Genomic DNA, 12,376 nt, shown 5'->3' with positions numbered 1-12,376 from the left:
GTCGTCGCGAGGACTCCGAGTCGGTGCCGGCAGGTGCTCCGCACCCCGGTGAGAGGCCGGCGGATCCGGGCGACGCGGGGTGGCCGGGTCGACCCCGGGGGGCCGGTCGGGTGTGAGGACTGGTTACCGTGGGGGACGTGTACCGGTTTCTCCTGACTTCGCGCTGGCTGGGCGGCACCGTCGTGGCCCTGGTCGCCATCGCGGTCTGTCTCTGGCTCGGCTCCTGGCAGCTCGGCCGCTTCGAGGACCGGGCCTCCACCCACAAGGACGGCGGCAGCTCGGCGAAGGCCCCCGGTACGGCGGCCCCACTGGCCTCCGTACTGCACGGCGGTGCGGACCAGGTCGGTACCGACACGGTCGGCCGCGAGGTCATCGTCACCGGCAGCTACGACCCCGCCCACCAGCTGCTGGTCCCCAACCGCACGGTGGACGGCAGGAACGGGTACTACGTCCTCACCCCGTTGCGCACCGCCGACGGCCCCGCCGCGGCCATCGTCCGCGGCTGGGTGCCGGGCTCGCCGGACGCGTCGGTCCAGCTTCCTGCGGCGCCGTCCGGGCAGGTCACCGTCGCCGGGCGGCTCCAGGCGCCGGAGAGCAGCGGCAGCGGCGGAGCGGTGGCCGGTGGGCTCCCGTCCGGCCAGCTGGGCACGATCAGCCCGGCAACCCTGGTCAACGTGCTGCCGTACCGCTCGTACGACGGTTGGGTGGCCGCCGACGCCGCGCCGAGCGGGCTCACCGCCGTGCCGACCGTCCAGCCGCAGGGCGGCGACGGGCTCAGCCTGCGGGCCTTCCAGAACCTCGGCTACACGTTGGAGTGGTTCGTCTTCGCGGGCTTCGTGGTCTTCATGTGGTTCCGCCTGGTGCGCCGCGAGGCCGAGATGCTCCAGGACCGGGCCCTTGGACTGGACCCGGCCCTGGACTGAGCGGCCTCCGCTCGAAGTGCTCAGCCGCCGAGGTGCCGAAGGGCGAAGTCGATCTCCAGCCGGAGCTGCTTGATCCGCTCCTCGACCACCAGGGAGCCGTGCCCCGCGTCGTAGCGGTACACCTCGTGCACCTTGCCGAGCTGCTCCAGCCGCGCCACGTAGTTGTCGATCTGGCGGATCGGGCAGCGAGGGTCGTTGACCCCGGCGCTGATGTAGACCGGTGCCTCGACCTGCTCGACGTAGGTGAGCGGGGAGGAGGCGTGCCAGCGGTCCGGGACCTCGTCGGGGGTGCCGCCGAAGAGCGTCCGGTCCAGCGACTTGAGCGCCTCCATCTCGTCCGCGTACGCGGTCAGGTAGTCGGCGACCGGGACGGCGGCCAGGCCGAGCGTCCAGCTGTCCGGCTGGGTGCCGAGCCCGAGCAGGGTCAGGTAGCCGCCCCAGGAGCCGCCGGAGAGCACCAGCTTCGCCGGATCGGCGAGTTGGGACTCCACCGCCCAGTCGCGGACCGCGCCGATGTCCTCCAGCTCGATCAGGCCCACTCGCAGCCGCAGTGCGTCCGTCCACGCCTGGCCGTAGCCCGTGGAGCCGCGGTAGTTGACCCGGACGACGGCGAAACCGTGATCCAGCCAGGCGGCCGGACCGGCCGCGAAGGAGTCGCTGTCGTGGTGGGTCGGGCCGCCGTGGACCTCGAAGACGGTCGGGAACGGGCCTTCCCCGGCCGGGCGTTGGACCAGTGCGTGCACCCGTCCGCCGGGCCCCTCGACCCAGACGTCCTCGACCGGCACCGAGCCGGGCGGCACCGGTCCGGCCGCGCGCAGCACGACCGTCCCGGCGGTGGACCGCACGGCGGAGGGCTCGGCGGCGGAGGACCACAGGAACTCGACCGTCCCGTCCGGACGGGCGGTCGCACCCGCCACGGTGCCGCGCGGGGTGTCCAGGCGGACCAGTTCGCCCTTCTCCAGGTCGTACGAGAACAGCTCGCTGCGCGCCTCGTACTCGTGCTCGACCAGCAGCGCCCGCGCCTCGGGACGCCACTGTGCGGAGAGGTCGCCGGGGAACTCCCGGCCCTGGTCGTCGCGGAGCAGCAGCTCGGTCTCGATACCGGTCGCGACGTCCCAGAGCATCGGCTCCCAGCGGCCGCGCCGCTGGTGGGCGACCAGGAGCCGGGTGTCACCGTCGACCGGGGCGAAGCCCAGGCAGGCCACCCCGCAGGGATTCTGACGGCCCGTCACATCGTCGAGCTCGGCGACGGTGGAGCCGTCGGAGCTGCGGACCACCCGGATCGCCGAGTGCATCGCGTCGCCGTGCTCGGTGTGCTCGACGGCCAGCAGCGCGGAGTCGTAGGAGAGGTCGCCGATGCCGCCGTACTCGGCGTGGTGGTAGAGCGTCTCGACGGTGGTGGCGCCGGGGCGGCGCAGGTAGACGGTGGTGCCGTCGTCGTCCGTGGAGGTGCCGACCGCCACCGTGCCGTCACGGCCGATCGCCAGACCGGCCGAGTACGCGGCGGGCACGCCGGGGACTGCCTCCTCGTCGAGACCGGCGGACCCTTCGCCCGGGCTCCCGGCGGAGCCATCGGCGGGGCGGCCGGTGAACGGCTGGCGGCGCCAGATGCCGAACTCGTCGCCGTCGGTGTCGTCGAACCACCAGATCCACTCGCCGTCCGGGCTCAGCTCGGCGTCCGTGGTCCCGTTCGGGCGGTCGGTGACCTGCCGGTGGTGGTCGGTGGACCGGTCCCAGGCGTAGACCTCGAACGTGCCGGTGGTGTTGGACACGTACAGGGCCCGTTCAGCGGCATCATCGGCCCACTCCGGCAGCGTGACCCGCGCTGCCCGGAAGCGCTGCTCCCACGCCGGTACTGCGCTCTGCTCCTCGCTCATCTCCCCATCCAACCTCATGTCGGGCGCGGAGCGGAATGCTGCGGGAGTGGCCCTGCCCGCCTCCGCCCTGCCCGCTGTCCGGCGGGGCGGCGGGCAGGGGGGCATGGGGCCATGGGGGCATGGTCAGGCGGTCGGCACCTTGTCGAGGAAGCCGAGCACCGAGGTGATCCGGCCGTCCTCGTCCACGGCCACGGCGTCGAAGCCGACCACCAGGGCCTCGCCGCCGGCCGGGCCGAGGTCCCAGGTGAAGCGGGCCAGGTGGTGGTGCGCGTCCACCGGGCCGAGGCTGAACACCAGGCCGGGGAACTGCGCCTGCACCGCACCGATGGTCGCGTCGATCGCCTCCCGGCCCTGGACGTCCACCAGCGGGTCGGTGTAGCGGCCGTCCTCGGCCCACAGCTCGTCGATCAGCTTGCGGCGGGCAGGCTGGTCGGTCTCGTTCCAGGCGGCGATGTAGCGCTCGGCCAGCTGCTGGAGGTCGCTCATGGTCCTGCTCCTTCGCTTCTCTCGGGCGGGTGTTCCGCCGATGAGACGAAGGTATGGCGCAGTGGCACGGTGCCGAATCAGTCGGCCATAGGTCACCGCGGCCGAGCGTGCCCGCGGGGCGTAGGTAGGGTGCAGGTCATGCTGTACGGGAGGGCGGAGGAGCAGGCGGTCATCGACCGGCTGCTCGACGGGGCGAGGGCGGGCCGCAGCGGGGCGCTGGTGCTGCGCGGTGAACCGGGCATCGGCAAGAGCGCATTGCTGGACTATGCGGAGTCGGCGGCGCCGGCTCTCTCGCGGGGAGCGGGTTCATGTCCGGCGGATGCCGGGGCTGCGGTGGGCTCCTCGGGTGCGGCGGCCGATCCGGACCGGGCGAGCGGTGCGGGCTCGGGGGCCCCTGCGCCGTTGCCGTTCCGGGTGATCCGGGCCACCGGGATCGAGTGCGAGGCGGACCTGCCGTTCGCCGGACTCAGCCTGCTGCTCGCTCCCGGGCTCGACCGGCTGCCCGCCCTGCCCGCGCCGCAGCGCCGGGCACTGGAAGCCGCGTTCGGGTTGACCGAGGAGAGCCCCGGTCCCGCGTCCGGGGCCACCGGCTCCGCGAGCGGGCCCGCCTCCTCCGCCTCGGTGGCCGCCGGGCCAGCGATCCGTCCAACCGACCGGCTGCTGACGGGACTTGCCACCCTCGCTCTGCTCGCCGAACTCGCCACCGAGGGCCCGCTGCTCTGCCTGATCGACGATGCCCAGTGGCTCGACCACTCCTCGGCGGAGGCACTGCTGCTCGCCGCCCGGCGTCTGCGTACCGAGGGTGTGGTCCTGCTCTTCGCGGCCCGCGACGGTGAAGGAGCCTTTCCGACGCCGGGGTTGGCCGAACTGCCGCTCGGAAAGCTGTCTCCGTCCGCCGCCTCCGCTCTGCTCGCCGAGCTGCCGACGGCGCGCCCTCGGGATGCGGATCCCGCCCGGAGCGCCGCCGTTCACCGAAGGGTTCTGGCCGAGGCGCACGGCAATCCGCTGGCGCTCACCGAACTGCCCGCCGCACTCGCCGACGAGCGGCCCGGCACGGTGGGCGGAGTACCGCTCACCAGCCGTCTCCAACTCGCCTTCCACGGACAGGTCTCCAGGCTGCCCGGCGCCACCCAGACCCTGTTGCTGGTGGCCGCGGCCGAGGAGACCGGCGACCTCCGGGTCGTACTGCCCGCCGCAGCCGCCCTCGGGGCGGGCCCCGACAGTGTGCCTCCGGCCGAACGGCTCGGCCTGGTCCGGCTCTCGGCGGACGAGCGGCTGGCCTTCCGGCATCCGCTGCTGCGCGCCGCAGTTCTCCAACGAGCGCCGCTGCCGCAGCGGTTGGCCGCACATCGCGCTATCGGCGAGGCCCTGGGCGACGGCGACCGCAGAACCTGGCATCTCGCCCTCGCCGCCACCGGCCCCGACGCCGAGCTCGCCGACGCACTGGAGCGTACGGCCGTACGGTCCGGGGCCCGGGGCGGCCCCAGCGGTGCGGCTTCGGCGTACGAACGGGCCGCCCGGCTCACCCCGGACCGGTCCGCCGCCACCCGGCGCCTCGTCCTGGCCGCCGAATCGGCCACCGATGCGGGGGAGTTGGAACGGGCGGCCGAACTGGCCGAGCGCGCGCTGGCGCGTACCGGCGATGTGTCCCGAGCCGCCGGTCCGGGGTACCCCCGGGTGATCGCGCTGCTGGATCACGTCCGGGCCACCGCCCAGTTCTGGCGCGGGGAGTACCCGGCGGCGTACGAGCTGTTGCTGGAGGCGGCCGCTTCCGAGGTCGAGGCGCCGCACGCCGCCCGGATGCTCTTCCAGGCCTTCCATGCCGCCTGGTACCTGGGGGAGGAGCAACTGGCGGCCGTACTCGACCGGTTGTCCGCACTGGAGCTGCCGAAGGACGACCCGGCCGCCCCGTTGGCGCACTACCTGCTCGCCGCCGCGCTGCCGATGATCGGCCGTCCGGCTCCGGTTCTGCCGCCGGTCCGCGAGACCGTCGCCGCGGCCCGCCGCGCGGGCGTGGACGCCGTCCGCGACCTGGTTCAGGTCTGTGGGGCCACCCTGATCCTCGGGCGGGACGAGGAGACGTACGCTCTCGCCGCCGAACTGGTCGCCGAGGCACGTGCCGAGGGTGCCGTCGGCCCCCTGCCGACCCTGCTGTACTTCCTCGCGGAGGCCGAGCTCTTCCACGGCCGGCACCGGGACGCCGAGGTCACGGCCACCGAGGCCCTGGACCTGGCCCGTGACACCGGGCAGCGGCAGTGGATCAGTCAACTGCAGAGTCTGCTGGCCTACTCGGCCGCGCTCGCCGGCGCCGCGGAGTCCTGTGCGGAGTCGGCCGCGGCCGCGCTGGACGGCCCCGGCGCCGCCCCGGCGGCCGGTCATCCGTGGGCGCAGTGGGCGCTGGCCATGTCCGATCTGGGGCAGGGCAGGGCGGGACTCGCCGCCGACCGGCTGGAGCGGCTCACCGGCGGCCCGTACCGACACCATGTCTCCGCCACCCGGGCCGTGCCCGACCTGGTCGAGGCGGCGGTCCGGCTGGGCGAGCCGGAGCGTGCGGCCGAGGCGTACGAGCGTTTCGCGCGCTGGGCCGCCGTTGCCGGTCAGCCCTGGGCGCAGTCGCTGGTGCTGCGCTGCCAAGCGCTGCTCGGCCCCGACGAGTTGGCGGAGTGGGCGTACCGGTCCGCGCTCGATCTGCATCAGCGGGACCACCGTCCCTTCGAACAGGCCCGTACCGCACTTCTGTTCGGCGAGTGGCTGCGCCGTGAGCGGCGACGGACCGAAGCCCGTTCCCGGCTCGCCGCCGCCCTGGAGATCTTCGACCGGCTCGGCGCCACCCCCTGGGCGGACCGCGCCCGTACCGAGCTCACCGCCACCGGCTCCACCGCCCCCGCCGGTCCGGTGGCCGGGCCTCTTGCGACCCTCACCCCGCAGGAGCTCCAGATCGTCCGCCTCGCCGCCCAGGGCCTCACCAATCGGGACATCGCGGCTCAGCTCTTCCTCAGCCCGCGCACGGTCGGCCACCACCTCTACAAGGCGTATCCGAAGCTCGGGGTGGCCTCGCGTTCCGAGCTCGGCGACCTGGACGGTGTGCTGGACGTCCGCTGAACGGGCGCCGGGGCGAAGGGCCTGGCCGGTTGGGTTTGTTTTCCAAACCCTGGCGGTATAGTGAGTTCAGTTTTCAAACCTACTTGCTCGTAACATCCGATCCGCTGCATGGAGGCGGTCCTGATGCGTGACGCCGTGATCGTGGAAGCCGTTCGCACTCCCATCGGCAAGGGCAAGCCCGGCGGGGCGCTGTCCGGAGTCCATCCGGTGCAGCTGCTCGCCCATACCCTGCGCACCCTGGTCGACCGGACCGGCATCGACCCCGCACACGTCGACGACGTCATCGGCGGCTGCGTCGACCAGGTCGGCGAGCAGGCCATGAACACCACCCGGTACGCCCTGCTCTCGGCCGGTTTCCCGGAGAGCGTCCCGGCCACCACGGTGGACCGGCAGTGCGGCTCGTCCCAGCAGGCCGTGCACTTCGCCGCCCAGGGCGTGATCGCGGGGGCGTACGACCTGGTGGTGGCCTGCGGAGTGGAGTCGATGAGCCGGGTGCCGATGTGGTCCAACGTTCCGCCGGGCGCGGACCCCTTCGGGCCGGGCGTCGCCGCCCGCTACCCGGACGGGCTTATCTCGCAGGGCATCAGCGCCGAACTCATCGCCGCCAAATGGTCGTTGACCCGCGAGCAGCTCGACGCCTTCGCCGTCGAATCGCACCGCAAGGCGGCCCGCGCGCACGCCGAAGGCCGCTTCGCAGCCGAGCTCGCCCCGATCGTGACCGAGGCGGGGACGGTCGCCACCGACGAGTCCGTACGCCCCGGCACCACGCCCGAAGTGCTCGCCGGGCTGCGCCCGTCCTTCGTGGACCCGTCGTATGCCGAGCGCTTCCCGCAGATCAACTGGTCCGTCACCGCGGGAAACAGCAGCCCGACCAACGACGGCGCCTCCGCCGTCCTGATCACCACCAGCGAGCACGCCGCCCGGCTCGGCCTGCGCCCCAGGGCCCGGCTGCACAGCTTCGCCGTCACCGGATCCGACCCCGTACTGATGCTCACCGGGGTGGTGCCGGCCACCGAGAAGGTGCTGCGACGAGCAGGGCTTCAACTGGCGGACATCGACCTCTTCGAGGTCAACGAGGCTTTTGCGAGCGTGGTGCTGGCCTGGCAGCAGGAGACCGGCGCGGACTGGGGCAAGGTCAATGTGAACGGTGGCGCGATCGCTCTCGGCCACCCCCTGGGCGCCAGCGGCACCCGCCTGATGGCCACCCTGGTGAACGCGATGGAGCAGCGCGGCGCCCGTTACGCCCTGCAGACCATGTGCGAGGCCGGCGGGCTGGCGAACGCCACCATCCTGGAGGCCGTCCGATGACCGTGACGGCCGGCGCGTAGCCCTCCGCCTGCTCCCGGGGCGGTCAGCTCGGGCTCTTGGGGAGCTCCTCGCTCTCGATCGTCCCCAGGTCCTTGTCGGGCGAGGTCCGGCGCCTGCGGGGTGACGCCGGCCGCAGGACGTCAGAGGCTCTGCCGGATCTCTCCGACAGAGCCTCTGATCTGCTTCGGGCAGGGTGACTTGAACCCAGGGCCGCGTCGTCCAGGACTACCGGCGCGCCGGTCGTTCAAGCAACGCCGCCCGGTCTGGCATTCAAGGGGTGCTCCGGCGCGCCGGAGCGTCGAGTAAGCCGGTTGTGGCGATGAGATAGCCGAGCTGCGCCCGGCTGTTGCTGCCGAGCTGCTCGGAGGCCTTGCGTACGTGCTCGGCGACGCTGCGCCGGCTCATGCCGATGCGCCGCGCGATGCTCTCGTCCGTCTCCCCGGAGACGACCGCACGGAGGATCGTGCGCTGGACGTCGCAGGTGATCGGGGCGCTTCTGCGGAGGGATCCGTTCATGGCCACGGCATGCTCCCACAGGTGGTCGAAGACCTGGACCAGGTAGCGCACGATTCCGGGCTGCCTGATCTCCAGGGCGGTGCTGCTCCGCTCGTCCTGGACGGGGATGTAGGCGACCTCCCGGTCGATGATGATGAGCCGCTCGAAGATCTCGGCCGCCGTCCGCACGTGGGCGCCGGCGCCGGTTATCTGCTCTATGTAGGCCACGGTGGGCGGGTCGAAGCGCACCGCGTGCTGGTAGAGGGTCCGTTGGCTGATGCCTGCCCGCAGGCGGGGGAGCTCCCGCTCCAGTGCCCGCTCCAGGAGCTCCGGGGACCTGCTCCCGCCGGGCTGGGCGGTGAGGAGCTCGGTGCGGCAGGCGTCGACGGCTGCGGCGAGCACGTCACTGATGGTCGAGGCGCCCCGCAGCAGGGAGTATCCGGGTTTCTCACGCCGCCTGGCCTCCGTGTAGACGGTCTCGAGTGCGGCGAAGGTGGCCCGGGTGGACTGGGCCTCCTCCTCGTATGCCGCGATGCGTTTCTCCAGCGGGCGGAGGACAAAGCCCGACGCGGTGGAGGGCGGCACCGGATAAGCGAGGCCGGGCCGGTTCGGAAGCTCCGACATAAGGCCCAGGGCGATCAGACAGTCGGGCGTCTCGGAGCGGGGGATGCTCTGTACGGCTACCGCAGTTCGGTAGACCTGCAGCGCTCGTTCGCACAGCGCGGAGGGCTCGGGGTCGTCCGGAGTGTCCGTATCTGGGCAGGCTTGTTCTTGGTTCACAAGAGTGCAGCGCATGATCATGCATCGTATGTCTCTAGACTTCGGAACGGCAGCCCTTTCGCCTCGGGTTCTGTGGGTCAAAATCGGCCGGTTGCAACGGCCTTGGACCTGAATGGAACGGATCATCCTTCTTTGTCCGATCCCGAACGGTCCCGATCTTGGTTCACAACAGTGCACCGCATATTCGTGTACGTGGACGTGCTGGCAGCGAGCCTGTGGGCGTGTGCAGGATGGCGTTGCGGGAAAGACGCCCGCCGAATCTCACCCACGGGGACTGATCATGCGTAAGTTAACGTTTTCTCGCCTGACCGCAGTCGTGGCCGTACCGGTCTGCTCCCTGGCCCTGGCCGGTTTTGCGTGGAGCGCTTCGGGCGCCGTGGCCGCCCACCCAGTCACCGGGCGCGTGCTGGCCGACTCGCAGTGGGGAAGCGCTCCCGCATCGTCCTGACCCCCGGGTAGCCGTACGAGAACTCCGTGATTCACGAGGGCTGTGCTCGGCTCGATCGCACAGTAGTGCGCGCACTGGAGTCGCGTCCCACCGAAACAGCTCAAGCCCGGAAAGTGCGTCAGGTCGGAGTGTTCCGGCGTGATCACGAGGTCGGTCGAAGACCCGGCCGTGGGCTCGCACGGGCCGTCACGGACTGCGGGGTGCTGTTACGAGGGCGGCAGGAGCTGCCGTCACGAGGGTGGGCGCGGGCTGCTGTCGCGTGCCGGACCGACAGGGAAGACGGAGGAAGTACCGTGAGGATTGCAGTAATAGGTGCCGGTGGTATCGGCGGCTATTTCGGTGGCCGTCTCGCCGCCGCCGGGCACGACGTCAGTTTTGTCGCACGTGGTGCGCACCTCGAAGCGCTCCGCCGAGACGGGCTCACCGTTCAGAGCCCCGCCGGTGACTTCTCCGTGGCACCGGTGCACGCGACCGGTGACACGCGGGAGATCGGCGAGGTCGATTTCGTGCTCCTGTGTGTCAAGACGTGGCAACTGGCACCCGCGCTCACGGTGTTGAAGCCGCTGATGGGGTCAGGCACGGCGGTGATGCCCCTGCAGAACGGTGTCGAGGCGCCGACCGAGGTCGCCGAGGTGGTCGGGCGGGATGCGGTGGTGCCCGGCATCGCGAAGATCATCACGTACCTGGACGGGCCTGGCCGGGTTCACCATGTCGGCGGGCAGGGCTCGCTGACCTTCGGGGAGTGGGACAACAGCGCGACAGCGCGCGTCCAGCAGCTCCGCGCCGCGCTCGACGACGCGGCGGTGACCGCGGTGGTGGCCGAGGACATCTGGGCCGAACTGTGGGCCAAGTTCCTGTTCGTCGTGCCGTTCGGCGGAGTCGGCGCCGTGACGGACGCGCCGGTCGGCGCGCTGCGTTCCCGGCCGGGGACACGGCAGATGCTCGTCGACGGCATGACCGAGATCCAGCGCGTGGCACAGGCCATGGACATCCGTCTGCCGGACGACATCGTCCCCTCGACGATGGCCTTCCTCGACCAGCAGCCCGCCGTCGGCACCTCCTCCCTGCAACGCGACATCCGCGCCGGCAACCCGTCCGAGCTGGAGGCCTGGACCGGTGCGGTGGTGCGCCTCGGCGCCCGCACCGCGACAGCGACCCCGGTCAACAGCTTCCTGTACGAGGTGTTGAGCCTGCGCGAAGCGCAGCGGGACGCGACAACCTCCTGAACCCGAACCCCAGCAGGTGCTCCGGGCACCGGCGGTCGTCAGTGGCAGCGCTCCGAGCGCCTTTCGCCGCTGACGGAGGCTGTCATGCCCTCCCGACAGCGCCGGGGCAGACAGGGAACCGACAGCACAGCAAAGGAGACGGGCGTGGCCCGACCCACTGAGTCCACTGTGGACATCGCCATCGTAGGAGCCGGCCCCGCCGGGCTGTACGGCGCCTACTACGCGGGGTTCCGGGGCCTGTCCACCGCGGTCATCGACGCACTGCCCCAACCGGGCGGCCAGGTCGCCGCGTTGTATCCCGAGAAGCGGCTGTACGACGTGGCCGGCCACGTCGCTGTCAAGGGCCGGCACCTGATCGACAACCTGCTCGAGCAGGCAGCGCCCTTCGACCCGCGCTACCTGCTCGGGCAGACCGCGACGACCCTGACACCCGATGGCGCAGGGTGGACGATCGGCACGGACAACGGAAGCCGGGTGCACGCGGGTGCTGTCGTGATCGCCGCCGGGCTCGGCAGGTTCGTACCCCGCACACTTCCGTGTTCACTGCCGTACGAGGGCAGAGGCGTGGCCTACCACGTCCCCCGTCTCGAAGAGCACCAGGATCGCGACGTGGTGATCGTGGGCGGCGGGGACAGCGCCGTGGACTGGGCGCTGGCACTGGTCCCGATCGCCCGGTCCGTCACCGTCGTCCACCGGCGTGCCGTGTTCCGCGCCCACGAGCACAGCGTGCAGCAGATGTACGCGGCGCCGGTACGCGTCATCACCGACGCCCAGGTGACCGCCTGTCACGGCACGGTCCGGCTGGAGCAGGTGGAGGTGCGGGCCGGTGACACCTCACTGATGCTGCCCGCACAGAGCCTGGTCGCCGCGCTCGGCTTCTCCTCCAACCTCGGCCCCATCGCCGACTGGGGCGTGCAGCTGGAGAACCGCCAGGTCCTGGTCGACGCCGCGATGCGGACCGACCTGCCCCAGGTGTACGCCGTGGGAGACGGGTGTGCCTACACCGGCCGCGTCCCCCTGATCTCCGTCGGCTTCGGCGAAGCAGCCACCGCGGTGAACCACGCCGCCGTGGCGCTGCGACCCGGCTCGCGCCTCGCCCCGGAACACTCCTCCGACACCTCTTTCCCCGCCGCCGCGCTCGTCCCCACCGCTGTCCCCGCCTGAGCGGACGAGGGCCGTCGGCCAGGCGCCCCGGCCGGGGTGATTCAAAACCCGTCCCGGAAAAGGCGAGGAATTCGACATGCCCAGAGGAGACTTTTAGAGCGATGGCCTTCAACAAACTGACAGTGCTGCCGCAAGGCGTCGAGATACTGCTGCCGAACGGTTCACCCCTGACGGACATCGAGTACGAGACGCCGCAGCGATTGATTTCCTTCGGGTGCCGCTCGGGAGCGTGCGGCGCGTGCGTGGTCGAGGTCGTGGAAGGCCTCGATTCGCTGGGGGAGAAGGACCTCGACGAGCTGGATTTCCTGGAAGACCTCGGCCGGGGCGACGGCAATTACCGCCTGGCCTGCCAATGCCGTCTGTGGGGCGAAGCGACCGTTCGCGCCGCGGACTGACCGGAAACGGTCCACAAGGGGCCGGCTCGTCTCCGACTGCCGCCAGTCGTCCTGGTCGGCTGTTCGTATTCACAAGAAAAGGGAGCATCATGCAGAACCGAGTGAGCAATGTGGGTTATGGGGACCGTACGCCGTTCCTGAACGCTGCGGCTTCGGCCGAGCTGCGTGAGGT

General features: G+C 71.6%; 9 protein-coding genes. 6 read left to right on the top strand and 3 right to left on the bottom strand.

The window, feature by feature from the left end:
- Window positions 1-137 precede the first annotated feature (137 nt).
- A complete protein-coding gene (locus P3T39_RS01640; RefSeq protein ID WP_280695425.1) occupies window positions 138-923 on the top strand; it encodes an SURF1 family protein in 786 nt (261 codons plus the stop codon).
- A 20-nt stretch (window positions 924-943) separates the two neighbouring features.
- Here P3T39_RS01640 and P3T39_RS01635 read toward each other — a convergent pair whose 3' ends face one another.
- Both P3T39_RS01635 and P3T39_RS01630 read right to left on the bottom strand, forming a co-directional pair.
- Window positions 944-2,800, bottom strand: coding sequence for a prolyl oligopeptidase family serine peptidase (locus tag P3T39_RS01635; protein WP_280695424.1), 1,857 nt, complete (start codon window positions 2,798-2,800; stop codon window positions 944-946).
- Between the two features lie 123 nt (window positions 2,801-2,923).
- Window positions 2,924-3,286 (bottom strand): nuclear transport factor 2 family protein, encoded by a 363-nt coding sequence (locus P3T39_RS01630; protein WP_280695423.1) that lies wholly within the window; start codon window positions 3,284-3,286, stop codon window positions 2,924-2,926.
- Between the two features lie 138 nt (window positions 3,287-3,424).
- On the opposite strand from P3T39_RS01630, the gene P3T39_RS01625 reads away from it, so the two are divergent.
- Both P3T39_RS01625 and P3T39_RS01620 read left to right on the top strand, forming a co-directional pair.
- Window positions 3,425-6,388 (top strand): LuxR family transcriptional regulator, encoded by a 2,964-nt coding sequence (locus P3T39_RS01625; RefSeq protein ID WP_280695422.1) that lies wholly within the window; start codon window positions 3,425-3,427, stop codon window positions 6,386-6,388.
- 123 nt (window positions 6,389-6,511) lie between these two features.
- Window positions 6,512-7,696, top strand: coding sequence for a thiolase family protein (locus P3T39_RS01620; RefSeq protein WP_280695421.1), 1,185 nt, complete (start codon window positions 6,512-6,514; stop codon window positions 7,694-7,696).
- Window positions 7,697-7,966: 270 nt separating this feature from the next.
- On the opposite strand, the gene P3T39_RS01615 is transcribed toward P3T39_RS01620, so the two are convergent.
- Complete coding sequence (locus P3T39_RS01615; RefSeq protein WP_280695420.1) at window positions 7,967-8,815, bottom strand: LuxR C-terminal-related transcriptional regulator; 849 nt, start codon at window positions 8,813-8,815, stop codon at window positions 7,967-7,969.
- A gap of 897 nt (window positions 8,816-9,712) precedes the next feature.
- Here P3T39_RS01615 and P3T39_RS01610 point away from each other — a divergent pair.
- From P3T39_RS01610 to P3T39_RS01600, 3 genes are all read left to right on the top strand, one after another.
- Window positions 9,713-10,645: a 2-dehydropantoate 2-reductase gene (locus tag P3T39_RS01610; RefSeq protein WP_280695419.1), complete on the top strand. Its 933-nt coding sequence runs from the start codon at window positions 9,713-9,715 to the stop codon at window positions 10,643-10,645.
- 144 nt (window positions 10,646-10,789) lie between these two features.
- Window positions 10,790-11,809 (top strand): NAD(P)/FAD-dependent oxidoreductase, encoded by a 1,020-nt coding sequence (locus P3T39_RS01605; protein WP_280695418.1) that lies wholly within the window; start codon window positions 10,790-10,792, stop codon window positions 11,807-11,809.
- Window positions 11,810-11,910: 101 nt separating this feature from the next.
- The gene (locus P3T39_RS01600; RefSeq protein ID WP_280695417.1) at window positions 11,911-12,204 is read left to right on the top strand and encodes a 2Fe-2S iron-sulfur cluster-binding protein; all 294 of its coding nucleotides are present in this window, start codon (window positions 11,911-11,913) and stop codon (window positions 12,202-12,204) included.
- The last annotated feature ends 172 nt before the right edge of the window (window positions 12,205-12,376 follow it).

It is taken from the genome of Kitasatospora sp. GP82, assembly GCF_029892105.1.
Lineage (GTDB): Bacteria > Actinomycetota > Actinomycetes > Streptomycetales > Streptomycetaceae > Kitasatospora.
The sequence above is the reverse complement of the archived record's forward strand: the minus strand, read 5'-3'. Positions and strand labels throughout refer to the sequence as shown.

Excerpts from the sequence above, each read along its gene's own strand:
- P3T39_RS01635 (WP_280695424.1), bottom strand. The coding sequence starts at position 2,800 with ATGAGCGAGGAGCAGAGCGCAGTACCGGCGTGGGAGCAGCGCTTCCGG.
- P3T39_RS01630 (WP_280695423.1), bottom strand. The coding sequence starts at position 3,286 with ATGAGCGACCTCCAGCAGCTGGCCGAGCGCTACATCGCCGCCTGGAAC.
- P3T39_RS01625 (WP_280695422.1), top strand. The coding sequence starts at position 3,425 with ATGCTGTACGGGAGGGCGGAGGAGCAGGCGGTCATCGACCGGCTGCTC.
- P3T39_RS01620 (WP_280695421.1), top strand. The coding sequence starts at position 6,512 with ATGCGTGACGCCGTGATCGTGGAAGCCGTTCGCACTCCCATCGGCAAG.
- P3T39_RS01615 (WP_280695420.1), bottom strand. The coding sequence starts at position 8,815 with ATGTCGGAGCTTCCGAACCGGCCCGGCCTCGCTTATCCGGTGCCGCCC.
- P3T39_RS01600 (WP_280695417.1), top strand. The coding sequence starts at position 11,911 with ATGGCCTTCAACAAACTGACAGTGCTGCCGCAAGGCGTCGAGATACTG.